The organism is Streptomyces sp. NPDC052225 (assembly GCF_040679615.1).
Lineage (GTDB): Bacteria > Actinomycetota > Actinomycetes > Streptomycetales > Streptomycetaceae > Streptomyces.
The window spans coordinates 149,213-175,581 of record NZ_JBFAVD010000017.1 but is presented as its reverse complement, the minus strand read 5'-3'; the positions used below and the strand labels follow the sequence as shown (position 1 = coordinate 175,581).

Below are 26,369 nucleotides of genomic sequence, written 5' to 3'. Positions count from 1 at the left end.
TCTTGCGTTTCCAACCTTACCAGATCCTTTTTCCGTTCCGTTTCCGGTTCGGAATTCATTTCCGGTGGCCGTTGGAGGGCCTTTGCCTTTCGGCGTGTCCACTACGTTAGCGGATTCTTCCGTCAACTCATAATCGAGTTTTGCGAGTTCGAATTTCGGCATGCGGACATGCTGAAAAGACCCCGCCGAGGGAAGTCGTTCGTAGGTAGTGGTTGGCCGCTTCCGGCTGCAGGCTGAACGCCGTACCCGGGTCAAGCGGCTCGGGCTACGTTACGGATCCCGCAAGGGCGCGTCAAGTTCGGCGGCGGCGAGGGGTGTGGGCCCGATAAGGGCTCACCGTCGGGTCGTTGGCGATCCAGAAGCGCCAGGGGTGGACGCCGCCTTCGCCGGAGACTCCGGTGCGCGGGCCGCTGCGTACCTGGTCGGCGGGGACGGGGGTGCCGTGGAGGACCGTCATCGGGGAGTCGGCCGGCGCGCAGGCGTCGATGCCGTCCAGGGAGCGGTCCACGTCAAGGGCCGTGGCCAGGCGTGCGGGGCCTTTGGCCAGTTCCTTGTCGTTGCGGGCCGAGAGTCGACGGACGCGGGTGAGCTCGGCGCCCTCGGTGATCTCTCCGGCGCGCAGGAGGACGGCGCTCGCCTTGCCGGGCGGGCCGCACACCAGGTTCATGCAGTGCCACATGCCGTAGGTGAAGTAGACGTACACATGGCCGGGCGGACCGAACATGACGCTGTTGCGGGGCGTCTGTCCTCTGTAGGCGTGTGAGCCGGGGTCGTTCGGACCGTCGTACGCCTCCACCTCTGTCAGGCGGAGTTCGATCGGACCGTCAGGGGTGTGACGTACGAGGGTGCGTCCCAGGAGGTCGGGAGCTACCTCCAGAACAGGTCGGTCGAAGAACGCCCGGCTGAGGGGCGTACGGTCAGGGGCCGCGATCATGCCCTCCGAGGGTAGTGCAGGGGCGTCGGAGGGTGCGCGGAACCGGTCGCGGGCGTACCGCGTTTGTAGTCAGCAGTACCTGCAGTAGTCATTCCAGAGATCACGGTTCACGTACGGAGGAGATCGAGACATGGGGTTCAAGCGGCTGTTGGCGAGTATGGGTGCGGGCGGGGCGTCCGTGGAGACCGTGCTGACCGAGGTCAACGTCGTGCCCGGCGGGGTGGTTCAGGGCGAGGTGCGCATCCAGGGCGGGTCCGTGGACCAGGAGATCGAGGGGTTGTCGGTCGGGCTCCAGGCGCGGGTCGAGGTCGAGGGTGCGGACCAGGAGACCAAGCAGGACATCGAGTTCACGAAGGTGCGGCTCGGGGGCGCGTTCCACTTGCAGGCCAACGCGGTGCACGCGGTGCCGTTCGGGCTCGAGATCCCGTGGGAGACGCCGGTCACGACCATCGACGGGCAGCAGCTGCGCGGGATGAACATCGGGGTGACGACCGAGCTGGAGATCGCCCGGGCCCTCGACTCGGGTGACCTCGACCCGATCAACGTGCACCCGCTGCCGTCGCAGCAGGCCATCCTCGACGCCTTCATCGGGCTCGGCTTCCGCTTCAAGAGCGCGGACATGGAGCGCGGTCACATCCGGGGGACGCGTCAGAAGCTGCCCTTCTACCAGGAGATCGAGTTCTTCCCGCCGCAGCAGTACCGCGGTCTGAACCAGGTCGAGCTGAGCTTCGTCGCCGACGACCGGGAGATGGACGTCGTCCTGGAGATGGACAAGAAGCCCGGTCTGTTCAGCGAGGGCAGCGACACGTTCCGTTCCTTCGTCGTCGGGCACCACGACTTCCAGGGCACGGACTGGTCGGCGTATCTGCACCAGTGGCTGTCCGAGGTCGGCAGCAAGAAGAACTGGTTCTAGGTCGAGGGTCCAAGAGTTCTAGGGTTTGTGGGACAACGTTCCGCAGATCCAGGAGGTGTCGCTGTGACCGAGCAGCTCAAGCGGGCTCCGCTGCCGCATGACTTTCATCCGCCGGTGGCCTCGTTCACCGTCACGAGCGAGGACTTCGAGCCCAGTGGGGTGTTGAAGGACGCGCACGTGTACGCGGCGGGGAACACGTCGCCGCATCTGAGGTGGGAGGGGTTCCCGCCGGAGACCAAGAGCTTCGCCGTGACCTGCTTCGACCCGGACGCTCCGACGGGCAGTGGCTTCTGGCACTGGTCCGTGTTCGACATCCCGGTGTCGGTCACGGAGCTGCCGACGGGTGCGGGCAGCGGCAAGTTCGAGGGGCTTCCCGAGGGCGCCGTGCAGGTGCGCAACGACTACGGGGCCAAGGAGTTCGGCGGTGCGGCTCCGCCGCCCGGCGATCCGGCGCACCGTTATGTCTTCACCGTGTACGCGGTGGACACGGAGAAGCTCGGTCCCGACTCCGATACGTCGCCCGCCGCCGTCGGGTTCAACCTGCGGTTCCACACGCTCGGCCGCGCGCAGGTCATCGCCGAGTACGCGGCCCCTGCCGAGAGTTAGCGTTCACGGAACGTTTGCCCGCCTCTGGTCTTGGAAGTGATCAGAGGCGGGCATTTTTATTGCGTTGTCCATCTCGGCGTGCGCGGCCAGAGTTGACGCACGGACGCCGAGGGGTGATCCGCTGCGTACGGGAGGTGGGCAGGATGCGGGACACGCTGGTGCTGAACGCGAGCTTCGAGCCGCTCTCGACGGTGACGCTGAACCGAGCCGTCGTACTGGTTCTCCAGGACAAGGCCGTCGTCGAGCAGGCCCACCCCGAGCTGCGCATGCGCGGTGCCGCGCTCGATATACCGGTGCCCCGGGTGATCAGGCTGTGCAGGTACGTGCGCGTGCCGTTCCGAAGACGCGCGCCGTGGTCCCGGCGGGGTGTGCTCGTACGGGATCAGCACCGGTGCGCGTACTGCGGGAGGCGGGCGACGACCGTGGACCACGTCGTGCCGCGGTCGCAGGGTGGTGCGGACTCCTGGCTGAACACGGTGGCGTCCTGCGCCGAGGACAATCACCGCAAGGCGAACCGGACGCCGGAGCAGGCCGGTATGCCACTGCTGAGGCAGCCGTTCGAGCCGACGCCGGCCGACGCGATGCTGCTGTCGCTGCGGGCGGACGGGCGCGACGCCTTGCCGGAGTGGCTGGGGCAGCCGGTCGTCGCGGCATGAGCGGCTGCTGATCACGGCAGCGCCCGGGTGCGGAAGGGCCCGCCGACCTCCTTGGTCGGCGGGCCCTTTCGTCGTGTTCGTCGTGTCGTCGTCGTAGTACGCGCTAGTCGATCGGGGGCTGCTCGCGGCGCTCCTTGGGCGCCGACGGAGCCGAACCGCCGCCCATCGGGCCGAAGTTGCCCATCGCGCCCGACAGGCCCTTGAGGGCGTCGCCGATCTCGCTGGGGACGATCCAGAGCTTGTTGGCGTCGCCCTCGGCGATCTTCGGGAGCATCTGGAGGTACTGGTAGGCGAGGAGCTTCTGGTCCGCGTCTCCGGCGTGGATGGACTCGAAGACCGTACGGATGGCTTGTGCTTCGCCCTCCGCGCGCAGGGCCGCGGCCTTCGCCTCACCTTCGGCGCGCAGGATCGCGGACTGCTTCTCACCCTCGGCGGTGAGGATCTGCGACTGGCGGATACCTTCCGCGGTGAGGATCGCGGCGCGCTTGTCACGGTCGGCGCGCATCTGCTTCTCCATCGAGTCCTGGATGGAGGTGGGCGGTTCGATCGCCTTGAGCTCGACGCGGTTGACGCGGATGCCCCACTTGCCGGTGGCCTCGTCGAGGACGCCGCGCAGTGCGGCGTTGATCTCCTCGCGGGAGGTCAGGGTCCGCTCCAGGTCCATGCCGCCGATGATGTTGCGGAGCGTGGTGACCGTGAGCTGTTCGATGGCCTGGATGTAGCTGGCGACTTCGTAGGTCGCGGCTCGGGCGTCGGTCACCTGGTAGTAGATGACGGTGTCGATGTTGACGACCAGGTTGTCCTGGGTGATCACCGGCTGCGGCGGGAACGGCACGACCTGCTCGCGGAGGTCGATGCGGTTGCGGATCGAGTCGATGAACGGGACGACGATGTTCAGGCCGGCGTTCAGCGTGCGCGTGTAGCGGCCGAAGCGCTCCACGATGGCGGCGCTGGCCTGCGGGATGACTTGGATGGTCTTGATCAGGGCGATGAAGACCAACACCACCAGAATGATCAGGACGATGATGACCGCTGACATCGCGTCTCCCGTGCCCTTCGTGCCGTCGTCCTCCCGGCGATGTCCCGCCGGAAGATCATGAGATCTTGCTCGTCGAGTCTGTCAGAACTACCCCTGTAGTGGGGGAAGTTCGGAGCACACGCACGTTCACCACTCAGGTTCGCCATCCAGGTTCGGGCCGGTTCACATGACGATCGCCGTGGCTCCCTCGATCTCGACCACGTCGACCTGGCTGCCCTTCTCGAACACCGCGTCACCGTCCAGGGCCCGGGCGGACCAGATCTCGCCGGCGAGTTTGATGCGGCCGCCGGTCCCGTCGACGCGCTCGACGACGACGGCCTGTCTGCCCTTGAGGGCGTCGACCCCGGTGGCCAGTTGGGGCTGCTGGTTGCGATGCCGTACGGCGATGGGTCGTACGACGGCGATGAGAGCGCACGAGACGACGGCGAAGACCAGGACCTGGAGGACCGCGCCGCCGCCGAGACCTGCGGTGACGGCGCCCGCCACTGCGCCGACGGAGAGCATGCCCAGTTCGGGCATGGCCGTGATGACGAGGGGGATTCCGAGCGCGGCCGCCCCGATCAGCCACCACACCCATGCGTCGATGTCTGCCACTTGGTCATGGTAGATCCGTACGGGGCCGTGCGGACAGGGGACGACCGGCCCGCACGGCTGCGCGAACCTCAGCCGAGGGGCAGGCCCGTGGCCGTCCAGCGGTCGTTGCGCTGCTCGACGACCAGCGGGAGGCCGAAGCAGCGGGAGAGGTTGCGGGAGGTGAGTTCGAGCTCCAGGGGGCCCGCGGCGAGGACCTTGCCCTGGCGGATCATGAGGACGTGCGTGAAGCCCGGGGCGATCTCCTCGACGTGGTGCGTGACCATGATCATCGAGGGGGCGATCGGGTCGCGGGCGAGGCGGCCGAGGCGGCGCACCAGGTCCTCGCGGCCGCCGAGGTCGAGGCCCGCGGCGGGCTCGTCGAGCAGCAGCAGCTCGGGGTCGGTCATCAGGGCGCGGGCGATGAGGGTGCGCTTGCGCTCGCCCTCGGAGAGCGTGCCGAACTTGCGGTCCAGGTACTCGCTCATGCCGAGGCGGTCGAGGAAGGCGCGGGCGCGCTGCTCGTCGACGTCCTCGTACTCCTCCTGCCAGCCCGCGGTCATGCCGTAGGCGGCGGTGAGCACGGTCTGCAGGACGGTCTGGCGCTTGGGCAGCTTCTCGGCGAGCGCGATGCCGGCGACGCCGATGCGCGGGCGCAGTTCGAAGACGTCCGTACCGGGCTTGCCGAGGGTCTCGCCGAGGATGGTGGCGGTGCCCTTGCTCGGGTAGAGGTAGCTCGAGGCGACGTTCAGGAGGGTCGTCTTGCCCGCGCCGTTCGGGCCGAGGATGACCCAGCGCTCCCCCTCCTTCACCGACCAGGAGACCTGGTCCACCAGAGCCCGGCCCTCGCGGACCACGGATACGTCCTCCAGCTCCAGTACATCGCTCATGAGCGCGTTGTCTCCCATTGCAGTCTCGGCTGTCTCGTGCGTCGTGGACGCAGCCCCCAGGGAAAACCTACGCCACTGGTCCGGTGCTCCCTTCCATCGGCCGGGACTTTTGGCGCCGCCGACGGCTTCTAAGCTGGGTCGCATGCTCTCGGAACCACGCTCTGGACGTCTTGCGGCATGGGGAAATGCCCTGTTGGCCGGGTTTGTCGGACCTGATGACGCGGCGCTCGCGATCGTGGGCGACGACGCCGTGCACCGGGTGGAAGGGATCCCCGGGGAGACCGGTCCGGTCGGGCTCACGCTCGCGCTCGGCCGGCTGCGGGCGCTCGGCGTGACCGGGCTGCGGGTCGCGCTCCCCGCGCCGGGGCATCCCCTGGGACTGAGCGGGCCGCCCGAGTTCAACGCGCGGGCCCTGGAGGCCGAGGAGGCCGTCGTCTGCTCCGGGGCCGGTCTCGGGCTCGTGCCCGAGGTGTACGAGGCAGGGCCCGACGGTGACGTACACGTCGAGGTGCTGTGGCACTGCCTGCCCGTGCGGGAGGCTCCGCCGGCGGACGTGCCCTCGCTCGGGGAGGCCGAGCGGGAGCTGGCGGAGGGGCTGCGCGAGGCCACGGAGGTGTTGACGCGGCTGGACGTGGCCGGCTCTGGGCCGGTGGCGGAGGCGGCGGTCGACGCGTATCGGGCGCGGGCCGAGCGGGGGCGGGAGGCGCTCGCGCCGGGGTATCCGCCGCGGGCCGTGCGGGTGCTTGAACTGGCGCAGCGGGTGGGGTTGCTGGTGGAGGTCGCGTACGAGAGCGGGCACGGCGGGGCGGTGAGCGCTTCGGAGATGGGGGCTCGGGCGGTGGCGTTGCGGCCGGTGGAGCGGGTGGCTCGGCGGGCGCTTGTCGCCGCGTACAACGCGTTTGTGGAGGAGCGGGAGCGGGGCTGAGCCTCGTTGTCGCGGGAGGCTGGGTCTTGGGCGCCTGTTGTGGGGGCCTTGGGGGTTCGTTGGCGAGTGCGGGTTCGTGGGGACTGGTCGCGCAGTTCCCCGCGCCCCTGCAAGGGCAGGGCCGCCGACCCGGGTTGAGGGAAGAAGCCCACGTCCGACGCGGGTCCGTGGGCAGGGGGGCAAAAGCGGACCGGCCCCCGGGGAGTACCCGGGGGCCGGTGGTCCAGTGGACCCTGTGTCTGTGTCAGCCGATGAATCAGCCGTTGAAGCCGTCGTTCCCGAAGGTCGGGTTGAGGCCACCGATGGCGGTCACGGTGTTGCCCACGGCGTTGACCGGGATGTGGATCGGGACCTGGACCAGGTTGCCCGAGCCGACGCCCGGCGACTTGGCGGTCTTGCCGTCGGCGTGCGCACCGTCCGTGGCAGAGGCGAGACCGGCACCAGCGGCAACCAGGCCACCGGCGACGAGGGTGACAGCCGCGGCCTTCTTCAGGTTCTTCACTTCTAGATCCTCCTTGCGATTGCCGCGGCCAGCCGCCGCAGCACGCACTGGAGAACGCGGCCGGGTCCGCCAGGATGCGCCATACGGAGGACATCCACACGACGGTATGAATCTCAGACCGGGCCGGAACCTTCCGTGCCGACGTGCAGTAGTGCGCCGGAGCGTGTGTGACCCGGCGTCCGTTCAGCCCGCGGCCCCGTGCCGTACGGCCCAGAGCGCGGCCTGGGTGCGGTCCGCCAGGTCGAGCTTCATCAGGATGTTCGACACGTGGGTCTTCACCGTCTTCTCGGAGAGGACCAGGGCGCGGGCGATCTCCCGGTTGGAGCGGCCGTCGGCGATCAGGCCGAGGACCTCGCGCTCCCGCTCGGTGAGCGAACCGCCTCTCCCCTGGCCGTTGTTGGCCTCTTCCTGGGAGAGCAGGACGCCCGCCACCTCGGGCTGGAGCAGGATGTGGCCCGCGTGCACGGAACGGATGGCGCCCGCGAGCGCGTCCGGGTCGATGTCCTTGTAGACGTACCCGGCGGCTCCGGCGCGCAGCGCCGGGACGACGGTGCGCTGCTCGGTGAAGCTGGTGACGATCAACACCTTGGTGGTGTTGCCCAGTTCGCGGAGCTTGCGCAGGGCGTCGACTCCGTCCATGCCCGGCATCTTGACGTCCATGAGGACGACGTCGGGCTTCAACTCCTCGGCGCGGTCGACTCCTTCGGCACCGTCGCCCGCCTCGCCGACGACCTCGATGTCGTCCTGGACCTCCAGGAACGTGCGCAGGCCCCGGCGGACCACCTGATGGTCGTCGACCAGGAGCACCTTGATCCGGTCAGCCACCGGGAACCTCCATCTCGATCGTGGTGCCCTTGCCGGGCTCCGATTCCACTGTGAGCCGGCCGCCCACGCCGCTCGACCGGTCGCGCATGGAGACCAGGCCGAGGTGGCGCCCCGCGCGGCGGATCGCCCGGGGGTCGAAGCCCGCGCCGTCGTCGCAGACGCGCAGGACGGCGCCGGAGCCGCGCTTGTCGAGGGTCACGGCGACGTGCCCCGCGCCCGAGTGGCGCAGGGCGTTGTGCAGCGCTTCCTGGGCGACGCGGAGCACCGCCTCCTCCTGGGCCGCGGGCAGTGCGCGGATGCCGCCGGTGTCGAAGGAGACGCAGGCGCCGTGGGCGCGGTCCAGGACCTGGATCTGGGTGCGCAGTGTCGCCACGAGGCCGTCCTCGTCGAGGGCCGCGGGGCGCAACTCCACGACGGCCGCCCGCAGTTCGTCGGCGGCCTCCGCGGCGAGGCCGACCACGTGCTGGAGCTCCTCCTTGGCGCGGGCCGGGTCGCGGTCCACGAGGGTGGCCGCGGCCTGGGCGGTGAGCCGCAGGGAGAAGAGCTTCTGGCTGACGGCGTCGTGCAGTTCGTGGGCGAGGCGGGAGCGCTCCTCGGCGATGGTGAGTTCGCGGCTGCGCTCGTAGAGCCGGGCGTTCGTCAGGGCGATCGCGGCGTGCTGGGCGAGGATCTGGAGCAGCTCCTCGTCCTCCTCGGTGAAGCCGCAACCGCCCTGGGGCTTCGGGCAGTTCTTGTTCGCGAGGAAGAGGGCGCCGATCGTCTCGTCCCCGTCCTTGATGGGCAGGCCCAGGAAGTCGGACATGTCGGGGTGGGCGGCGGGCCAGCCTTCGAAGCGCGGGTCCTCGCGGACGTCGGCGAGACGCTCGGTCTTCGCCTCGCGGAGCATCGCGGCGAGGATGCCGTGCTGGCGCGGGAGCGGGCCGATGGCCTTCCACTGCTCGTCGCTGACACCGTCCACGACGAACTGGGCGAAGCCGCCGTGGTCGTCGGGCACCCCGAGGGCCGCGTACTCGGCGTCGAGCAGCTCGCGGGCCGACGCGACGATGGTCTTGAGGACGTCGCGCATCTCCAGGTGCCTGTTCATGGCGAGGAGCGCGGCGCTCACCGCGGCGATGCCGCTCTGGGGACGGTGACTCATGACCTCACCGTACCGGCGGGGTGTGACAGCGCGTATCGGTCGCGTGGCGGCCGCAGCCTAGGACCGTGGGCGTAGGCCGAAGGGCCCCTGACTGTTGCGGCCCGCGCACGAGGCGCCCGGGGCCGCCCGGTTCCTACGTTGAAGGCACGACGCAGGGCCGGCACGGCAAAGGGGACGGTTGTCATGGCAGTAGCGATCATCACGGGGGCTTCGCGGGGGTTCGGGCGGGCGCTGGCCACGGCGCTGGCCGAGCGGGGCTGGGACCTGGTCCTCGACGGGCGGTCCGCGGCGCCGCTGGAGGAGGTGGCGGCACAGCTGCGCAAGCACGGCGGGGCCGTGACGGCCGTGCCGGGGGACGTGACCGACGGGGGCCACCGGGTCGAACTGATCGCCGCCGCATGGGAGTTGGGCGGCATCGACCTTCTGGTGAACAACGCGGGCGTGCTGGGCGCCCAGCCCCTCGTACCGCTGGGCGAGCACGCGCTGGACGGCTTCCGCGCGGCGCTTGAGGTCAATGTGGTGGCACCGCTGGCGCTGCTCCAGGAGGCGCTGCCGCTGCTGCGCGACGCCCCGGCCGGCGCGGTGATCAACATGAGCTCGGACGCGGCGGCGGAGGCGTACCGCACCTGGGGCGCCTACGGAGCGACGAAGGCGGCCCTCGACCAGCTGTCCGCGGTGCTCGCGGTGGAGGAGCCGGGGCTGCGCGTGTGGGCGGTGGATCCGGGCGGGATGCGGACGGACATGCTGGCGGCGGCCGAGCCGGACGAGGACCTGAGCGGGGTGCCGCGCCCTGAAGAGGTCGTGCCGGCTTTTCTGCGCCTTCTTGATCAGCGTCCGGCGAGCGGACGGTACGCGGCTCCTTCCTTGCTGGAGACACGATGACGCTGGCGCTGCGCGTTCCGGAGGAGCTGTCGGCGCGGGTGCCGGCCGAGCAGCGGGGGCCCGGCCGGGACAGATCGTCCGTACGGCTTCTGGTGTCGCGCGGCACCGAGGTCGCCCATCACCGGTTCGCCGAGCTGCCGCGCGTGCTGCGGGCCGGGGACCTGCTCGTCGTGAACACGTCTCCCACGCTGGCGGCGGCGGTCGACGGGACGACCGGGGACGCGCGCGTGGTCGTGCACTTCTCCACGCGGGGCGACGACGGGCGCTGGGCCGTCGAGCTGCGGGATCCGGACGGCCGGGGCACCACGCGCCCGCGTACGGGCGTCCACGCGGGTTCGGTGGTGTCGCTGCCCGGCTGCGTCCACCTCGTGTGGGAGGAGCCGGTGGCGGCCGGGAGCGAGCGGCTGTGGTGGGTGCGGGCGACCGGGGACGTGTCCGCGCTGCTGCGCCGGTACGGGCGGCCGATCCGCTACGCCTACACGGAGCGGGACCAGCCGCTGTCCGCGTACCAGACGGTGTTCGCGCTGCCGTACGCGGACGGGGCGGGCAGTGCGGAGATGCCGAGTGCGGCGCGGCCCTTCACGGACCGGATCGTGGCGGAGCTGGTGAGCCGCGGTGTGCAGTTCGCGCCGATCACGCTGCATACAGGTGTGGCGTCAGCCGAGTCGCACGAGCCTCCTTATAAGGAGCGTTTCGAGGTGCCCGAGGTGTCGGCCCGGCTCATCAACGCGGCGAGGGCCGGCGACGGGCGGGTGATCGCCGTGGGGACCACCGCGGTGCGGGCCGTCGAGTCCGCGGTGGGCGCGGACGGGGTGGTGCGGGCGGCGGGCGGCTGGACGGAGCTGGTCGTGACGCCGGAGCGCGGGGTGCGGGTGGTGGACGGCCTGCTGACCGGGCTGCACGAGCCGGAGGCCTCGCATCTGCTGATGCTGGAGGCGGTCGCCGGAGGGGCCGCGGTGAGCCGTACGTACGAGGAGGCGCTGCGCGGCCGGTACCTCTGGCACGAGTTCGGGGACGTCCACCTCATCCTTCCGGAGGAGACGCCTCACGCAGAGCGTTGCACTGGCAACTGCGCGTGAGAACGGCAGGGGTCGCGTGTGACCCCGCGCATAGGGCGCACGTCACGTACGAAGGACCGTAGTGGATAGCCAAAGGACTTAAGTCCCGAGGAAGCGTAAGGGCTGGGAGCCGAGAGCGGGCTCCCGGCCCTCTTTCGTGCGCCCGGGACCACTACCCGGCTTCGTACGTCACACCTTTGCCACGGAATTTTGCGGCCGCTAAGAATTGCCCCCGTCGCTCAGCGCCGTAACGGCTTACCCGCGGCGTTCACGTCCCAAACGCTTCGAGAGGTCCCCGTCTCATGTCCAAGCACAGCTCCCCCGGCCATAGTCAGCTGACCCGCGCCCACAAGTTCTCGATGGCCGGTGTCGCCGCTCTCGGTGCCGCCGCCCTCGCGGTCACGCTGATCCCGGGTCACGACACGCAGGCGCAGGCCGAGACGGTCTCCGCCGCCCCCGTCGCCTTCACGACGGACGCCGGCGCGCAGCAGATCAAGGACGTGCACGCCAGCGTCACCGACCAGCAGGCCACCGCTTCGGAGAAGGCCAAGGCGGCCGCCGCGAAGCTGAAGGCCCAGCAGGAGGCCGCGGCCAAGGCCGAGGCGCAGAAGAAGGCGGACGCCGAGGCGAAGGCCAAGGCCGAGGCGGAGGCGAAGGCGAAGAAGGAGCGCGAGGCCCAGGAGGCCGCCTCCCGCGCCGCCGCCCGCAAGCCGGTCTACGCCAACAACCTCGACGGCTGGATCAAGCAGTCCCTGGACATCATGAAGGCCAAGGGCATCCCGGGTACCTACAACGGGCTCTACAGCAACATCATGCGCGAGTCCACGGGCAACCCGAACGCCATCAACGGCTGGGACGTCAACGCCCAGAACGGCACCCCGTCGATCGGTCTGCTCCAGGTCATCCAGCCGACGTTCAACGCGTACCACGTCGACGGCACCTCGTCGAACATCTACGACCCGGTCGCCAACATCACGGCCGCCGCGAACTACGCGGCCGACAAGTACGGCTCGATCGACAACGTGAACAGCGCGTACTGAGACGTCGCGTACTGAGACTCGTTGACGGGACCTCCGGGTTCTCGGCACGCCGACCGACCCCCATGACACGGAAGGGCGGCACCCCACGAGGGTGCCGCCCTTCCGTGTCGTACGGAACTACTTGCGCATGACCTCGGGCTCGTGGCGGCGCAGCAGGCGCGCGACCGCGAAGCCGCAGATGACGCCGAGTGCGATCAGGACCGCGAGGTTGATGCCCCACTGGCTGACCGAGTGCTCCCACAGCGGGTCGAGGTCGTTCGGCTTCTTCGGGTCCCACGGCGGCATCAGGTGTGCCAGGTCGAGGGTCGCGCCGGCCGCGCCGATCGCCCAGCGGGACGGCATCAGCCAGGCGAACTGCTCCAGGCCGATCGAGCCGTAGATCTGGAACAGGACGCCGGTGAAGACGACCTGCACGATCGCGAACATGACGAGCAGCGGCATCGTCTTCTCGGAGGTCTTCACCAGCGAGGAGATGACGAGGCCGAACATCATCGACGTGAAGCCGAGCGCGATGATCGAGATGCACAGCTCGACGGCCGGCGGCATCAGCAGGCCCTCGGCCGGCAGGTCGCGCGGGACGAAGGCGATGGCGCAGATGATGACGCCCTGGATGGCCGTGATGAAGCCGAGGACGATGACCTTGGACATCAGGTAGGCCGAGCGGGACAGGCCGGTCGCGCGTTCGCGCTCGTAGATGACCCGTTCCTTGATCAGTTCTCGGACCGAGTTGGCCGCTGCCGAGAAGCACATGCCGACGGCGACGATCAGCATGATCGTGCCCGCGTCACCGTTGAACCTCGACGGTGGCTTGGGCGGGGCCAGGCCGAAGTCGGCCGGGATGACCACCGAGACGACACCGAGGACCGCCGGCAGGATCACCATCAGGCCCATGAAGCCCTTGTCGGAGGCGATCACCGAGACGTAGCGGCGGATCAGCGTGATGAGCTGGGCGCCCCACGGCTGCGGCTTGGGCGGCTTGACCGCGGCGGGCGGCGGCATCTGCACCGACTGCGCGGCGACGGCGTCGATGTCGGCCGCGTACATCTGGTAGTGCTGCGAGCCCTTCCAGCGGCCCGCCCAGTCGTAGTCGCGGTAGTTCTCGAACGCGGAGAAGACGTCGGCCCATGTCTCGTAGCCGAAGAAGTTGAGCGCTTCCTCCGGCGGGCCGAAGTAGGCGACGGCACCGCCCGGCGCCATCACCAACAGCTTGTCGCACAGCGCCAGTTCGGCCACCGAGTGGGTGACGACGAGGACCGTGCGGCCGTCGTCGGACAGGCCGCGCAGGAGCTGCATGACGTCGCGGTCCATGCCCGGGTCGAGGCCCGAGGTGGGCTCGTCAAGGAAGATCAGCGACGGCTTGGTGAGCAGCTCCAGGGCCACCGACACACGCTTGCGCTGGCCACCGGAGAGGGAGGTGACCTTCTTCTCCTTGTGGATGTCCAGCTTGAGCTCGCGCAGCACCTCGTCGATGCGCTGCTGGCGCTCCTGCTCGCTGGTGTCGGCGGGGAAGCGGAGCTTGGCCGCGTACTTGAGCGCCTTCTTGACGGTCAGTTCCTTGTGCAGGATGTCGTCCTGCGGGACCAGACCGATGCGCTGGCGCAGCTCGGCGAACTGCTTGTACAGGTTTCGGTTGTCGTAGAGGACGTCACCCTGGTTGGCGGGGCGGTAGCCCGTGAGCGCCTTCAGGAGCGTCGACTTGCCGGAACCGGACGGGCCGATGACCGCGATCAGCGACTTCTCCGGGACGCCGAAGGACACGTCCTTGAGAATCTGCTTGCCGCCGTCGACCGTGACGGTCAGGTGGCGCGCGGAGAAGGAGACGTCACCGGTGTCGACGAACTCCTCGAGACGGTCGCCGACGAGGCGGAACGTCGAGTGACCGACGCCGACGATGTCGTTCGGTCCGAGGAGCTGGGAGCCGCCCTTGGTGATCGGCTGGCCGTTGACGTATGTGCCGTTGTGCGAGCCGAGGTCGCGGATCTCGAAGCGGCCGTCGGGCGTCGCGTGGAACTCGGCGTGGTGGCGCGAGACCTGGAGGTCGGAGACAACCAGTTCGTTCTCGAGCGCACGGCCGATGCGCATGACGCGGCCGAGGGCCAGCTGGTGGAACGTCGTCGGGCTGCGGTCGCCGTAGACCGGCGGCGCCCCCGCGACTCCACCGGGTCCCTGCTGCTGCGGCACCTTCTGCGCAGGCGGCTGCTGCCACTGCTGCTGTTGCTGAGGCGCCTGCTGTTGCTGCGGCGCCTGCTGGGACCAGCCCGCCTGGCCCGGCTGGCCCGGCTGCTGGTACTGCTGCGGCGGCTGCTGGTTGAGACCGGCGGCCTGCTGCTGCGCCTGGTGCGGCGTAGCGACGGCCGCGGCCTGGGCGCTGCCCTGCACGTTCAGCCGCGGGCCGTCCGTCGCGTTGCCCAGGTGCACCGAGGAGCCGGGACCGATCTCCATCTGATGGATCCGCTGGCCCTGGACGAACGTGCCGTTCGTCGAGCCGTGGTCCTCGATGACCCAACTGCGCCCGCCCCAGCTGATCGTGGCATGGCGCCACGACACCCTGGCGTCGTCGAGCGCGACGTCTCCCTGCGGATCGCGTCCGAGGGTGTACGACCTGGACGGATCGAGCGTCCAGGTCCTGCCGTTCAATTCCAGTACGAGTTCAGGCACTCCATGCCCCACTGAGTTGTCCCCCGAGTATTGCCCCCGTCATGGGGAGTCTAGGGATGTCGAACATCGTGAGGAACTATTTCAGGAACGCCCCCATGACCGAAAGTCGGGCCTTGCGTCGGGGGTTGTGAAGACTCTCGCGGAGCGCCGACGCCCGCGCCGTTGACGGGGCAGATACAGGCCCGGAGAGTAGTAAGCGCCCACAACTCCCTACGGATCATGCGCAAAGGGGAAATCAGGGGCGATGCGGTACGGATCGGGGGGTCCTTGATGTCCTTGACGAAGACCGGCGACCACCGCGCCACTCGCCTCGGCGGCCTGCCCGTCGGCGATGTGCTGTTGTCCGCCGTAGCCGCTGTGAGCTGGGCGTTCATCGCCATGGCGGGGGTCGCCGCGCTCGGACTGCATCTGCTCGGGGCCGATACGGCGGGCTCGCTCGGGCCGATGACGGCCGCGGTCGTGGCGCTCGCGGTCGGCGGGCGCGTGACGCCGTCCGGCGACGTCTCGGCGTTCGGCTTGGAGGGCGCGCAGGCCGACACGGCGATCGACATCGCGCCGCTCGGCGTCGCGCTCGTGGGCGCGCTGCTGCTCAGCTGGTTCTTCCTACGATCCTTGCGCAGCGCGGGAGTTGAGGTCGCGCCGCGTGAACTTCTGGTCCGCGCGGGGGCCGTGGTCGTGCTGTTCGTGGGGATGCTCGGCGGGCTCGCATGGGCGGGTCACGACCTCATCACGATTGACGGTTCGAAGCTCGGCCTGAGCGACATTCCGGGCGCGGGCGGCCTGCCGGGCGACCTGGGGGACAAGCTGCCCGGCGGGATCGGCGGGCTGTTGCCCGACCGGCTCGGCGACCTCGTGGACGCGAAGGCGGCGGTCGGCTTCACGGTGCGGACCGGGGCGACGCTGCTCGGCGGCGCGGCGTTCGTGACCGGTGTCCTGGTGATCGCGCTGCTCGCGTCGCGGCGCTCTCCGCTGCCGCGGGCCCTGTCCGTGGTGCACCGGGTGGTGCGCCCCGCGGCGTCGGCGCTGGTGACGGTGTTGCTGGTGACGGTCGTCGCGGGGCTGGCCGCGGCGGTGTACGCGATGATCGGCGACGACCACCCCAGGCGGATCGCGGGCGCGGCGCTGCTCGGGGCGCCGAACGGGACGTGGCTCGGCGTCCCCATCGGCCTGTTCGTGCCGTGGGACGGGAAGGCGACCGGCGAACTCGCGAAGCTGCTGCCCGACCCGCTGGACGATCTCCTGGTCTCCTCCGACCAGCCCGTGACGATGGGCCGGCTGGCCGAACTCGACAACAGGGTCTGGCTGTTGGCCATCGCGATGGCCGTGATGATGCTCCTCGCCGGCGTGCTCGCGGCGGTCCGCTCCCCCGTGCCGGAGGGGGCGGGCGCGCTGAGGTTCGCGGGCCGGTGCGCGCTGCGGCTCGGCGTCGTGACGGCACTCGCGCTGCCGCTCCTGGTGTGGCTGACGGACGTCTCGGCGGGCGCGTCCCTGTCGGTGCTCGGCTTCGACGCGTTCGGGGCGGGCATCGATCTGCACGGTCACCTCGGGATGGCCCTGCTGCTCGGGGCGGCGTGGGGCGCGGGGACCGGCGCCCTCGGAGCGCTGCTCGCGCACGGGACCGGGGCGGCGGGCGGACGGGCGTCACCGCTGGCCACCTCCGTGGTGGAGGCCGGCGACGGGCCGACGGGGCCGTATCGGCCGAGCAGCCCGTACCGGCCGTCGAACGCGGACACGAACCCGTACCTGCGGCCGTACGAGGCGCCGCCGCGCGGGGAGCCGGACGGGGTGAACGGGGCGCCTACGGTGATCGGGCCGGTGCGGCCCGATCCGCCTCGGCCTCGCGGTGGGTGGCCTGAGCCGCCTCCGCCGCCGCCTGCGCCGGGGCCCACTCAGGACCGGCCTCGGCGGCCCGGGGAGGACGGGCGCTGACCGTCTCGGCTGAGGTTGCGGGGCTCTGCCCCGGACCCGCTGGTCAATCGCCGCAGGGCTCCATTTGTCCGGCACTCGGACCGGCTCACCAGGGCCGTACACAAGCCCGATAACGTAAGACCATCATGAGCGCTTCGCAGCCCCAGCACCCCGCTGATGCCCCGGTCGACGCCGCATACGTGCAGGCCGACGTCCCGACTCTCCTCGTCAAGATCTTCGGCAAGGACCGGCCCGGTCTCACCGCCGGGCTCTTCGACACCCTCGCCGCCTACTCCGTCGACGTCGTCGACATCGAGCAGGTCGTCACCCGCGGACGGATCGTCCTGTGCGCCCTGGTGACCGAGCCGCCGGCCGGTCTGGAGGGTGATCTGCGGGCCACCGTCCACAGCTGGGCCGAGTCCCTGAAGATGCAGGCGGAGATCATCTCCGGGCTCGGCGACAACCGGCCGCGCGGTCTGGGCCGCTCCCTGGTCACCGTGCTCGGGCACCCGCTCACCGCCGAGTCGACCGCCGCGATCGCCGCGTCGATCACCGGCACCGGCGGCAACATCGACCGCATTTTCCGGCTCGCCAAGTACCCGGTCACCGCAGTGGAGTTCGCGGTCTCCGGCACCGGTACGGAGGAGCTGCGCACCGCCCTCGCCACCGAGGCGGCGAAGTGGGGCGTGGACGTGGCGGTCGTCGCGGCCGGGCTGCACCGGCGCGCGCAGCGCCTCGTCGTGATGGACGTCGACTCGACGCTCATCCAGGACGAGGTGATCGAGCTGTTCGCGGCGCACGCGGGCTGCGAGGACCAGGTCGCCGAGGTGACGGCGGCGGCGATGCGCGGCGAGCTGGACTTCGAGCAGTCGCTGCACGCGCGCGTGGCGCTCCTCGAAGGGCTCGACGCGTCGGTCGTGGAGAAGGTCAGGAGCGAGGTCAGGCTGACCCCGGGCGCCCGCACCCTGATCCGTACGCTCAAGCGCCTCGGCTACCAAGTGGGCGTGGTCTCGGGCGGGTTCACCCAGGTCACGGACGATCTGCGGGAGCGGCTCGGGCTCGACTTCGCGCAGGCCAACACGCTGGAGATCGTCGACGGGAAGCTGACCGGCAAGGTCGTCGGCGAGATCGTGGACCGGGCGGGCAAGGCGCGGCTGCTGCGCCGCTTCGCCGAGGAGGCCGGGGTCCCGCTGGAGCAGACCGTGGCGATCGGCGACGGGGCGAACGACCTGGACATGCTGAACGCGGCGGGCCTGGGCGTCGCCTTCAACGCCAAGCCCGTGGTGCGCGAGGCCGCGCACACCGCGGTGAACGTGCCGTTCCTCGACACGGTCCTGTACCTGCTCGGTATCACGCGCGAAGAGGTCGAGGCGGCGGACGCCCAGGGGGCCTGAGCGTCCGCGGGTTCGTGGCATACGTAGGTGGGGCCCGGTACCGATGAGCGGTGCCGGGCCCCTTCTCCGTATACGGATGCGCTCCGTATACGTACGCGGATTCAGTCGTTCGGCGACCAGTAGTCGGTCAGCGTGGCGGTGCCCGGCTCCAGGGACTTCCACGGTCCGGTGAAGGTCAGCACGGCGAACGCGGCGGTCGGGAAGCCGCCGCGGCTCATCCGCTTGCCCGCCTCGTCCTCGGCCTCACCGGTGAGCACCTCGGCGACGCCGTGCACTCCCGGGTTGTGGCCGATGAGGACGACATCGTGGACGTCGTCCGGCGTCTCGTTCAGCACGGCGATCAGCTCGCCGGGGGACGCCTCGTAGATCCGCTCCTCGTACACGGTCTTCGGCCGCTCGGGCAGCTCCGCGACGGCGAGCTTCCAGGTCTCCCGGGTGCGCGCGGCGGTCGAGCAGAGGGCCAGGTCGAAGGCGATGCCGGAGTCGGCGAGCTTGCGGCCGGCGACGGGGGCGTCCTTGCGCCCCCGCTCGGCGAGCGGCCGCTCGTGGTCGGAGACCTGGGGCCAGTCCGCCTTGGCATGCCGGAAAAGGACAATCCTGCGGGGTTCTGCGACGCTCATGAGTCCCAGCTTCGCACGAAACGCGCCACGGGGCGCAGGGAGTTGAAGGGCTCACCCGGCACGGGTGAACGCCCTCCGAAAGGCCCTAGCGGAGCACCAGTTCCTTGGCCCGTTCCAGGACGTGCGCGAGGGTCGGGTCGCCCGCCGTGGCGTGGGCGTCGGCCGGGTTGAGGATCAGCAGGAGCAGCGCCACGAACGCGACGGCCGGCAGCACGATCGCCCACCAGGGCAAGCGGACGTCGACGCCGCCCGAGGCAGCCGGGTGGGGCCGGGTGTGCGTGGGGGCCGACATGGGTGCCTCCGAATGCCGTGGCCGCGGAGCGTGCTCCGGGGTCCGTGTCCGTCAGGTTCTTCGTTCGTGCGCCGGCGATCTCGGCGACACTTCGAAGGTACGGACTCGGCGGGCCCCAACCCATCCGGTGATCCACCCACTTGACCCTGACACTGGCCCCCTAGGGGATGGTGGAGTTATCCCCACCCCCGCCCGGTCACGGGGAGGCGATCGTCGCGATGACGGCCACGATCACGGTGACGGCCAGCATCGCGCCGAGCACGAGGAGAAGCTTCTTCTGGCCGTTCTGGGGGTTCGGTTCGAGCACAGGCGACATGCGGCAAGTGTCGCACCCGTCCCCCGCCGTCAGGACGCCGGGGCCGTCTCGGTGGCGGGACCGACCTCGTCCTCGACGGTGCGGTTGCGGCCCGCGAGGACGCCGACCGCGATCTGCGGCACCATCAGCGCGGCCATCAGCGCGATGGGCACGCCCCAGCCGCCGGTGTGCTGGTAGAGGACGCCGACGAGCAGCGGCCCGGGGATCGAGATCAGGTAGCCGGTGGACTGCGCGAACGCGGACAGCTTGACGACGCCGGCGCCGGTGCGGGCGCGCATGCCGACCATCGTGAGGGCCAGCGGGAAGGCGCAGTTGGAGACACCGAGCAGGATCGCCCACGCCCAGGCGCCGGAGGCGGGGGCGATGTAGAGGCCCGCGTACCCGGCGAGACCGCACAGGCCGAGGGCGATCACCATCGGGCCCTGGCTGGGCAGCCGGGCGGCGACGCGCGGGATGACGAAGCCGAGCGGCACGCCCATCACCATGGTCACGGCGAGCAGCACACCGGCGGTCGACGCGGAGACCCCGGCGTCCCGGAAGATCTGCGCCATCCACCCCATGGTGATGTACGCGGCGGTGGCCTGGAGTCCGAAGAAGACGGCGAGCGCCCAGGCGGTACGGCTGCGGGTGATGCGCAGTGCGTCGCCGCTGCCGGCAGCGGGCTGCGCCGGTTCGGCGGAGGCCGCGCTCTTGTCGCGTACGAGCGGGATCCAGGGCAGGACGGCGGCGGCGCCCAGCGCGGCCCAGACGGCGAGGCCGGTCTGCCAACTGCCGCCCAGGGCCGAGGTCATGGGCACGGTCGCGGCGGCCGCGAGGGACGTGCCGGCCGCGAGGGCCATCGAGTACACGCCGGTCATGGAGCCGACGCGGTCGGGGAACCAGCGCTTGACGATGACCGGCATCAGGACGTTGCTGACCGCGATGCCCATGAGGGCGAGCGCGCTGGCGACCAGGAAGCCGACCGTGTTGCCCGTGTACGGGCGGATCAGCAGGCCGGCCGTGATGGCGACCATGCCCGCGCAGACGACGGTGCTCGCGCCGAACCGCTTGGCGAGGCGGGGCGCCATCACGCCGAAGATCGCGAAGCAGAGCGGCGGTACGGAGGTGAGGAGTCCGGCGACGCTGCCGCTCATGCCGAGCCCGTCGCGGACCTCTTCGAGGAGGGCGCCGAGGCTGGTGATCGCGGGCCGCAGGTTCAGGGCGGCGAGGACGATGCCGAGGGTGACGAGCCGGAGGGCCCACGTGCGCGGCGCGTTTTTCTCCGCCGCCTCCGTGCGGGTACCGCTCGGTACGGAGTTCGGGGCGGACGGCGCTGTCATCGTCGGGGTTTCCTCACTAGCCATGAGACCCATCTTAGAATCATGGGATGATTGGTTGTCCAATCGCTTCGCGTCATAAAGGAACAAGGGAACAAGGATCCTCATGCCGCTGTCCTCCCCCCGGCGCTCGGCCCTGTCCGAGCAGGTCATCTCCGCTCTGCGCGCCCAGATCTCCTCGGGCGAGTGGCCGGTGGGCTCCCGTATCCCCACGGAGCCGGAGCTCGTCGAACAGCTGGGGGTGGCGCGGAACACGGTGCGGGAGGCGGTGCGCGCCCTCGCGCACAACGGGTTGCTCGACATCCGGCAGGGCTCGGGCACGTACGTCGTGGCGACGAGCGAGCTGGCGGGGGTGATGCAGCGCCGGTTCGCGGACGCCGATCCGCGGCACATCGCCGAGCTGCGCTCCACGCTGGAGTCGAGCGCGGCGAAGCTGGCCGCCCAGCGCCGCACCGAGCGCGATCTGAAGCAGCTCGACGCACTCCTCGTACGGCGTGAGGAGGCGTGGGACTCGGGTGACACGGAGGCGTTCGTGGCGGCGGACACCACGTTCCATCTGGCCGTGGTGGCCGCGTCGCACAACGACGTGATGACCGCGATGTACGCGGACCTCGGCAAGGTCATGCGGGACTGGCTGCGCGAGGACGTGGGCGGCAAGCTCAGCGCCGAGAACCACATGGACCACACGCGGCTGGTCGACGCGATCAGGGACGGGGACGAGGAGGCGGCCGCGACCGAGGCGGCGGGCTATCCGTTCCTGTGCCGTCCCGGGCGGCTCACACCGCCGCTTTCCGGTGACTGACCCAGGCGGTCCGGACCTTCTTCCAGCAGCGGCCGTCGAGCCGCACGGTCTCGGCGGGGCCTGCCGGGACGGGCTTCGCGTCGACGTCGATGTCCCACCACGCCTCGCACTCGACGTGCAGGGCGATGCGATCGGTGCGCGGATACGGGTTGTGGCAGGTGACGCTCACCAGTGGTCCGTCGACACGGATCCGGCAGTCGGCGCCGAACAGTTCACGTTTCTCGGCGCGCTCTTTGCCGGTGTCCGCTCCGGTGTCCGACATCGCTTCGTACGGCACCACGAGCAGCAGGGCCAGCGCGGCGAGGGCGGGGGCTATGCAGGCGGGGGTGACACGGCGGGGCAGGTGCACGAAGGGGACCTCCTCGCACCCAGGGTGCGTAGAGGTCCCCTCGACTCGCCTGGCCGGTGGGCCGAACGGGTCAGAAGCCGTCAGGCTCCGATGGCGTGCAGACCGCCGTCGACGTGGATGATCTCGCCGGTGGTCTTCGGGAACCAGTCGGAGAGCAGCGCGACGATGGCCTTGCCGGCCGGCTCCGGGTCGTCCAGCTTCCACTCCAGCGGGGAGCGCGTGTCCCACACGGCGGCGAGGTCGCTGAAGCCCGGGATGGACTTGGCGGCCATCGAGCCGAGCGGGCCCGCCGAGACCAGGTTGCTGCGGACGTCGTGCTCGCCCAGGTAACGGGCCATGTAGCGGTTCGTCGCCTCGAGGGCGGCCTTGGCCGGGCCCATCCAGTCGTACTGCGGCCAGGCGAACTGCGCGTCGAAGGTGAGGCCGACGACGGAGCCGCCCTCGTTCATCAGCGGCAGCAGTGCCATCGTCAGCGACTTCAGGGAGAAGGCGGAGACGTGCATGGCGGTGGAGACGGACTCGAACGGCGTGTTCAGGAAGTTGCCGCCGAGCGCGTCCTGCGGCGCGAAGCCGATGGAGTGCACGATGCCGTCGAGCCGGCCGCCGAGGTGCTCGCGGACCTGGCCCTCGAGGCGGGCGAGGTGCTCGTCGTTCGAGACGTCGAGCTCCAGGACCTTGACCTTGTCGGGCTGCGGCAGCTTCTTGGCGATGCGCTCGGTCAGCGTCGGCCGCGGCCAGGCGGTGAGGATGATCTCCGCGCCCTGCTCCTGGGCCAGCTTCGCGGCGTGGAAGGCGATGGAGGACTCCATCAGCACACCGGTGATGAGGATCTTCTTGCCCTCGAGGATTCCAGCCATGATTGTCAGTGACCCATTCCCAGTCCGCCGTCAACCGGGATGACGGCTCCAGTGATGTACGAGGCGTCGTCGGAGGCCAGGAACTTCACCACTCCGGCGATCTCCTCGACCTGCGCGTAACGGCCGAGCGGCACCTGCGCGACGATGCCCGCGCGCTGCTCGTCCGTGAGCGCCTGGGTCATGTCGGTGTCGACAAAACCCGGGGCGACGACGTTGAAGGTGAGGTTGCGCGACCCGAGCTCACGGGCGAGGGAGCGCGCGAAACCGACCAGACCCGCCTTCGAAGCGGCGTAGTTCGCCTGCCCCGCCGAGCCGAGCAGGCCCACGACGGAGGAGATCAGCACGACGCGGCCCTTCTTGGCGCGCAGCATGCCGCGGTTGGCCCGCTTCACGACGCGGAAGGTCCCGGTGAGGTTCGTGTCGAGGACGGACGTGAAGTCCTCCTCGGACATGCGCATGAGGAGCTGGTCCTTGGTGACGCCCGCGTTGGCGACCAGGACCTCGACGTTGCCGTGCTTCTCTTCGATCTCCTTGTAGGCGGCGTCCACCTGCGCGGAGTCCGTGATGTCACACCGAACGGCCAGGGCGCCCGCGTCGACGAGCTCCTTGGGCGGCTCGCCCGAGCGGTAGGTGAAGGCGACCTTGTCACCCTGCTCCAGGAAGGCCCGGGCGATGGCGAGGCCGATGCCCCGGTTTCCTCCGGTGACGAGAACCGAGCGGCTCAACGGATCACCCTTTCGATAGCGGTGGTGGTCCTCGAAACCTATCGGTACGACCCTTGGTACGGAGAATCGACCACCGACAGTGGCGTACTCGACTCACTGTCGGGTCCCTACAGAAAGGTCTGGCCGCACACCCCCGCCGCGCGACATGATCGGGGCGACCGGCATGACCGGCATGACGGACGACAGGGAGACATTCGTGCCTCATACGATCGATGCGTCCTTCACGGCGCTCCCGCTGCGCGCCCTCGCCGACGCGGCCCTCGCCCGGGCCCGTGCGCTGGGCGCCGAGCACGCGGACTTCCGCCTGGAGCGGGTGCGCGGCGCGGCGGTGCGGCTGCGCGACGCCAAGCCGTCGGGCTCCTCCGACACCACGGACCTCGGCTATGCGGTGCGGGTCGTCCACGGCGGTACGTGGGGGTTCGCCTCGGGCGTCGATCTGACGATGGACGCGGCGGCGAAGGTGGCCTCGCAGGCCGTGGCGATGGCGAAGCTGAGCGCGCAGGTCATCAGGGCCGCGGGGTCGGACGAGCGCGTGGAGCTCGCCGACGAGCCCGTGCACGCCGACAAGACCTGGATCTCCTCGTACGAGATCGACCCCTTCTCCGTACCGGAGGAGGAGCGGTTCGCGCTGCTCGCCGACTGGAGCGCCGGGCTGCTCGCGGCCGACGGCGTCTCCCACGTGGACGCCTCGCTGCTCGCCGTGCACGAGAACAAGTTCTACGCGGACACCGCGGGGACCGTGACGACCCAGCAGCGGGTGCGGCTGCACCCGCAGCTGACGGCCGTCTCCGTGGACGACTCCAGCGGCGAGTTCGACTCGATGCGCACGATCGCGCCGCCGGCGGGGCGCGGCTGGGAGTATCTGACCGGCACGGGCTGGGACTGGCAGAGCGAGCTGGAGCAGATGCCCGGGCTGCTCGCCGAGAAGATGCGGGCGCCGAGCGTCCGGGCCGGCTCGTACGACCTGGTCGTCGACCCGTCCAACCTCTGGCTGACGATCCACGAGTCGATCGGGCACGCCACCGAGCTGGACCGCGCGCTCGGCTACGAGGCGGCGTACGCGGGTACGTCCTTCGCCACGTTCGACCAGCTCGGGAAGCTCAGGTACGGCTCCGAGATCATGAACGTGACGGGTGACAGGACCGCCGAGCACGGGCTCGCGACGATCGGGTACGACGACGAGGGCGTGGCCGGGCAGTCGTGGGACCTGGTGAAGGACGGGACGCTGGTCGGCTATCAACTCGACCGCCGCATCGCGAAGTTGACCGGGTTCGAGCGGTCCAACGGGTGTGCGTACGCCGACTCCCCCGGGCACGTCCCGGTGCAGCGGATGGCGAACGTGTCGCTGCAACCCGACCCCGGCGGCCTGTCCACCGAGGATCTGATCTCGGGCGTGGACAACGGCATCTACCTCGTCGGCGACCGCTCGTGGTCCATCGACATGCAGCGCTACAACTTCCAGTTCACCGCGCAGCGGGCCTACGCCATCCGGAACGGACGCCTCGCCGGGCAGGTGCGGGACTTCGCGTACCAGGCGACGACCACCGACTTCTGGGGCTCGATGGCGGCGGTCGGCGGCCCGCAGACCTATGTCCTCGGCGGCGCCTTCAACTGCGGCAAGGCCCAGCCGGGCCAGGTCGCGGCCGTCTCCCACGGCTGCCCGAGCGCGCTCTTCAAGGGCGTCAACATCCTCAACACCACGCAGGAGGCCGGTCGATGAGCCCGCGCAGCAGCAAGCCGTACGAGATCGTCGAGCGCGCCCTCGCACTGTCGCGGGCCGACGGCTGTGTCGTCATCGCCGACGAGACGTCCTCCGCCAACCTGCGCTGGGCGGGCAACGCGCTGACCACGAACGGGGTCACGCGCGGGCGCACCCTGACCGTCGTCGCGACCGTCGACGGCAAGGAGGGGACGGCGACCGGGGTCGTCTCCCGCGCCGCCGTCACCGCCGACGACCTCGAACCGCTGGTGCGCGCCGCCGAGGAGGCCGCGGCCAAGGCCGGCCCCGCAGAGGACGCGCAGCCGCTCGTCAGCGGCGTACCGCACTCCGCCGACTTCCGCGAAGCCCCGGCCGAGACCTCCTCGGACGTGTTCGCGCAGTTCGCGCCCGCCCTCGGCGAGGCCTTCGCGCGGGCCAGGAGTGGGGGGCGCGAGCTGTACGGCTTCGCGAACCACGAGCTGACCAGCAGTTATCTCGGTACGTCGACGGGGGTGCGGCTGCGCCACGACCAGCCGAACGGGACGCTTGAGCTGAACGCCAAGTCGCCGGACCGCACCCGGTCCGCGTGGGCCGGGCAGTCCACGCGGGACTTCAAGGACGTCGACCCGGCCGCGATGGACGCGGACCTCGCGACCCGGCTCGGCTGGGCCGAGCGCCGGATCGACCTGCCCGCCGGACGGTACGAGACGCTGCTGCCGCCGACGGCCGTCGCGGACCTGCTGGTCTACCAGCTGTGGTCGGCGGGGGCGCGGGACGCGGCCGAGGGCCGGACCGTGTTCAGCAAGCCCGGGGGCGGCACCCGCGTCGGCGAGAAGCTGAGCGAGCTGCCGCTGACGCTGCGCAGCGACCCGCACGCGCCGGGCCTGGAGTGCGCGCCGTTCGTCCTCGCCCACGCCTCCGGGGACGACGCGTCCGTGTTCGACAACGGTCTACCGGTCGGCGCCACCGAGTGGATCTCGGACGGTGAGCTGCGGCATCTGACGACGACGCGGCACAGCGCGGCGCTCACCGGGCTGCCCGTCGCACCGGCCGGCGACAACCTGATCCTCGACGGCGGCTCGGACAAGTCCCTGGACGAGATGGTCGCGGCGACCGGGCGCGGGCTGCTCCTGACCTGCCTCTGGTACATCCGCGAGGTCGACCCGGCGACGCTGCTGCTCACCGGTCTGACCCGGGACGGCGTGTACCTCGTGGAGAACGGTGAGGTGGTCGGCGAGGTGAACAACTTCCGGTTCAACGAGTCGCCGGTCGGCCTGCTGGGCCGGGCCACCGAGGCCGGCCGGACGGAAAAGACGCTGCCCCGGGAGTGGGGCGACTGGTTCACTAGGGCTGCGATGCCGGCGCTGCGGGTGCCGGACTTCAACATGAGCTCGGTCAGCCAGGGCGTCTGACCCTTCGGTTTCGCCCATAGACTGGCCGGGATCGCTTTCAGGT

General features: G+C 70.5%; 27 protein-coding genes. 12 read left to right on the top strand and 15 right to left on the bottom strand.

Going from position 1 to position 26,369, the window contains the following annotated elements:
* Window positions 1–292: 292 nt before the first annotated feature.
* On the bottom strand, window positions 293–934 hold the full coding sequence (locus AB0L37_RS24495; protein ID WP_365509212.1) for a DNA-3-methyladenine glycosylase: 642 nt from the start codon (window positions 932–934) through the stop codon (window positions 293–295).
* Between the two features lie 130 nt (window positions 935–1,064).
* On the opposite strand from AB0L37_RS24495, the gene AB0L37_RS24490 reads away from it, so the two are divergent.
* The 3 genes from AB0L37_RS24490 (at window position 1,065) to AB0L37_RS24480 (ending at window position 3,109) form a co-directional block, all read left to right on the top strand.
* The gene (locus tag AB0L37_RS24490) at window positions 1,065–1,847 is read left to right on the top strand and encodes a sporulation protein (protein WP_365509209.1); all 783 of its coding nucleotides are present in this window, start codon (window positions 1,065–1,067) and stop codon (window positions 1,845–1,847) included.
* 63 nt (window positions 1,848–1,910) lie between these two features.
* A complete protein-coding gene (locus tag AB0L37_RS24485) occupies window positions 1,911–2,453 on the top strand; it encodes a YbhB/YbcL family Raf kinase inhibitor-like protein (protein WP_365509206.1) in 543 nt (180 codons plus the stop codon).
* 143 nt (window positions 2,454–2,596) lie between these two features.
* The gene (locus tag AB0L37_RS24480) at window positions 2,597–3,109 is read left to right on the top strand and encodes an HNH endonuclease (RefSeq protein WP_365509203.1); all 513 of its coding nucleotides are present in this window, start codon (window positions 2,597–2,599) and stop codon (window positions 3,107–3,109) included.
* Between the two features lie 103 nt (window positions 3,110–3,212).
* On the opposite strand, the gene AB0L37_RS24475 is transcribed toward AB0L37_RS24480, so the two are convergent.
* The 3 genes from AB0L37_RS24475 to AB0L37_RS24465 all read right to left on the bottom strand — a co-directional run bounded on the left by AB0L37_RS24475 (window position 3,213) and on the right by AB0L37_RS24465 (window position 5,608).
* Window positions 3,213–4,148 carry an SPFH domain-containing protein gene (locus tag AB0L37_RS24475; RefSeq protein WP_365509200.1) on the bottom strand — a complete coding sequence of 312 codons (936 nt, stop codon included), beginning with the start codon at window positions 4,146–4,148 and terminating at the stop codon, window positions 3,213–3,215.
* Window positions 4,149–4,310: 162 nt separating this feature from the next.
* On the bottom strand, window positions 4,311–4,742 hold the full coding sequence (locus AB0L37_RS24470; RefSeq protein WP_365509197.1) for an NfeD family protein: 432 nt from the start codon (window positions 4,740–4,742) through the stop codon (window positions 4,311–4,313).
* Window positions 4,743–4,810: 68 nt separating this feature from the next.
* Entirely contained in the window at window positions 4,811–5,608 is a 798-nt protein-coding gene (locus tag AB0L37_RS24465; RefSeq protein WP_338695055.1) for an ABC transporter ATP-binding protein, read from the bottom strand.
* A 142-nt stretch (window positions 5,609–5,750) separates the two neighbouring features.
* On the opposite strand from AB0L37_RS24465, the gene AB0L37_RS24460 reads away from it, so the two are divergent.
* Window positions 5,751–6,533 carry a hypothetical protein gene (locus AB0L37_RS24460; RefSeq protein ID WP_365509193.1) on the top strand — a complete coding sequence of 261 codons (783 nt, stop codon included), beginning with the start codon at window positions 5,751–5,753 and terminating at the stop codon, window positions 6,531–6,533.
* Window positions 6,534–6,789: 256 nt separating this feature from the next.
* Here the strand turns inward: AB0L37_RS24460 and AB0L37_RS24455 are convergent, their stop codons facing one another.
* From AB0L37_RS24455 to AB0L37_RS24445, 3 genes are all read right to left on the bottom strand, one after another.
* Window positions 6,790–7,035 carry a chaplin gene (locus AB0L37_RS24455; protein ID WP_365509191.1) on the bottom strand — a complete coding sequence of 82 codons (246 nt, stop codon included), beginning with the start codon at window positions 7,033–7,035 and terminating at the stop codon, window positions 6,790–6,792.
* 183 nt (window positions 7,036–7,218) lie between these two features.
* Window positions 7,219–7,860: a response regulator transcription factor gene (locus AB0L37_RS24450; protein ID WP_365509188.1), complete on the bottom strand. Its 642-nt coding sequence runs from the start codon at window positions 7,858–7,860 to the stop codon at window positions 7,219–7,221.
* Window positions 7,853–8,998 carry a GAF domain-containing sensor histidine kinase gene (locus tag AB0L37_RS24445; protein ID WP_365509185.1) on the bottom strand — a complete coding sequence of 382 codons (1,146 nt, stop codon included), beginning with the start codon at window positions 8,996–8,998 and terminating at the stop codon, window positions 7,853–7,855. Before AB0L37_RS24445 ends, AB0L37_RS24450 begins: the two co-directional genes overlap by 8 nt.
* Before the next feature lie 183 nt (window positions 8,999–9,181).
* Here AB0L37_RS24445 and AB0L37_RS24440 point away from each other — a divergent pair, with 183 nt between their 5' ends.
* The 3 genes from AB0L37_RS24440 (at window position 9,182) to AB0L37_RS24430 (ending at window position 11,978) form a co-directional block, all read left to right on the top strand.
* Window positions 9,182–9,880 carry an SDR family oxidoreductase gene (locus tag AB0L37_RS24440; RefSeq protein WP_365509183.1) on the top strand — a complete coding sequence of 233 codons (699 nt, stop codon included), beginning with the start codon at window positions 9,182–9,184 and terminating at the stop codon, window positions 9,878–9,880.
* Entirely contained in the window at window positions 9,877–10,959 is a 1,083-nt protein-coding gene (locus AB0L37_RS24435) for an S-adenosylmethionine:tRNA ribosyltransferase-isomerase (protein WP_365509180.1), read from the top strand. The genes AB0L37_RS24440 and AB0L37_RS24435 overlap by 4 nt, the downstream gene beginning before the upstream one ends.
* Before the next feature lie 281 nt (window positions 10,960–11,240).
* On the top strand, window positions 11,241–11,978 hold the full coding sequence (locus tag AB0L37_RS24430; protein WP_365509177.1) for a transglycosylase SLT domain-containing protein: 738 nt from the start codon (window positions 11,241–11,243) through the stop codon (window positions 11,976–11,978).
* Window positions 11,979–12,095: 117 nt separating this feature from the next.
* Here the strand turns inward: AB0L37_RS24430 and AB0L37_RS24425 are convergent, their stop codons facing one another.
* Window positions 12,096–14,636, bottom strand: a complete 2,541-nt coding sequence (locus AB0L37_RS24425) for an FHA domain-containing protein (protein WP_365509174.1) — start codon at window positions 14,634–14,636, stop codon at window positions 12,096–12,098.
* Between the two features lie 270 nt (window positions 14,637–14,906).
* Here AB0L37_RS24425 and AB0L37_RS24420 point away from each other — a divergent pair, with 270 nt between their 5' ends.
* On the top strand, window positions 14,907–16,565 hold the full coding sequence (locus tag AB0L37_RS24420; RefSeq protein WP_365509171.1) for a streptophobe family protein: 1,659 nt from the start codon (window positions 14,907–14,909) through the stop codon (window positions 16,563–16,565).
* 125 nt (window positions 16,566–16,690) lie between these two features.
* Window positions 16,691–17,938: a phosphoserine phosphatase SerB gene (gene serB / locus AB0L37_RS24415; protein WP_365509168.1), complete on the top strand. Its 1,248-nt coding sequence runs from the start codon at window positions 16,691–16,693 to the stop codon at window positions 17,936–17,938.
* Window positions 17,939–18,039: 101 nt separating this feature from the next.
* Here serB and AB0L37_RS24410 read toward each other — a convergent pair whose 3' ends face one another.
* The 4 genes from AB0L37_RS24410 to AB0L37_RS24395 all read right to left on the bottom strand — a co-directional run bounded on the left by AB0L37_RS24410 (window position 18,040) and on the right by AB0L37_RS24395 (window position 20,509).
* Window positions 18,040–18,558, bottom strand: a complete 519-nt coding sequence (locus AB0L37_RS24410) for a histidine phosphatase family protein (protein WP_365509165.1) — start codon at window positions 18,556–18,558, stop codon at window positions 18,040–18,042.
* Window positions 18,559–18,643: 85 nt separating this feature from the next.
* Window positions 18,644–18,850 carry a hypothetical protein gene (locus AB0L37_RS24405; protein WP_365509162.1) on the bottom strand — a complete coding sequence of 69 codons (207 nt, stop codon included), beginning with the start codon at window positions 18,848–18,850 and terminating at the stop codon, window positions 18,644–18,646.
* Window positions 18,851–19,046: 196 nt separating this feature from the next.
* Window positions 19,047–19,166 (bottom strand): SGM_5486 family transporter-associated protein, encoded by a 120-nt coding sequence (locus tag AB0L37_RS24400; protein ID WP_324772382.1) that lies wholly within the window; start codon window positions 19,164–19,166, stop codon window positions 19,047–19,049.
* Between the two features lie 29 nt (window positions 19,167–19,195).
* Window positions 19,196–20,509: a CynX/NimT family MFS transporter gene (locus AB0L37_RS24395; protein ID WP_365509159.1), complete on the bottom strand. Its 1,314-nt coding sequence runs from the start codon at window positions 20,507–20,509 to the stop codon at window positions 19,196–19,198.
* 79 nt (window positions 20,510–20,588) lie between these two features.
* On the opposite strand from AB0L37_RS24395, the gene AB0L37_RS24390 reads away from it, so the two are divergent.
* Complete coding sequence (locus tag AB0L37_RS24390) at window positions 20,589–21,284, top strand: FadR/GntR family transcriptional regulator (RefSeq protein WP_365509156.1); 696 nt, start codon at window positions 20,589–20,591, stop codon at window positions 21,282–21,284.
* Here AB0L37_RS24390 and AB0L37_RS24385 read toward each other — a convergent pair.
* The 3 genes from AB0L37_RS24385 to fabG form a co-directional block, all read right to left on the bottom strand.
* Complete coding sequence (locus AB0L37_RS24385; RefSeq protein ID WP_365509154.1) at window positions 21,259–21,633, bottom strand: hypothetical protein; 375 nt, start codon at window positions 21,631–21,633, stop codon at window positions 21,259–21,261. The genes AB0L37_RS24390 and AB0L37_RS24385 overlap by 26 nt on opposite strands.
* A gap of 80 nt (window positions 21,634–21,713) precedes the next feature.
* Entirely contained in the window at window positions 21,714–22,490 is a 777-nt protein-coding gene (fabI, locus tag AB0L37_RS24380) for an enoyl-ACP reductase FabI (protein WP_365509152.1), read from the bottom strand.
* Between the two features lie 5 nt (window positions 22,491–22,495).
* Window positions 22,496–23,215, bottom strand: coding sequence for a 3-oxoacyl-[acyl-carrier-protein] reductase (gene fabG, locus AB0L37_RS24375; protein WP_365509149.1), 720 nt, complete (start codon window positions 23,213–23,215; stop codon window positions 22,496–22,498).
* Between the two features lie 196 nt (window positions 23,216–23,411).
* On the opposite strand from fabG, the gene AB0L37_RS24370 reads away from it, so the two are divergent.
* On the top strand, window positions 23,412–24,935 hold the full coding sequence (locus AB0L37_RS24370; RefSeq protein WP_365509147.1) for a TldD/PmbA family protein: 1,524 nt from the start codon (window positions 23,412–23,414) through the stop codon (window positions 24,933–24,935).
* Window positions 24,932–26,326: a metallopeptidase TldD-related protein gene (locus AB0L37_RS24365; RefSeq protein ID WP_365509144.1), complete on the top strand. Its 1,395-nt coding sequence runs from the start codon at window positions 24,932–24,934 to the stop codon at window positions 26,324–26,326. Before AB0L37_RS24370 ends, AB0L37_RS24365 begins: the two co-directional genes overlap by 4 nt.
* The last annotated feature ends 43 nt before the right edge of the window (window positions 26,327–26,369 follow it).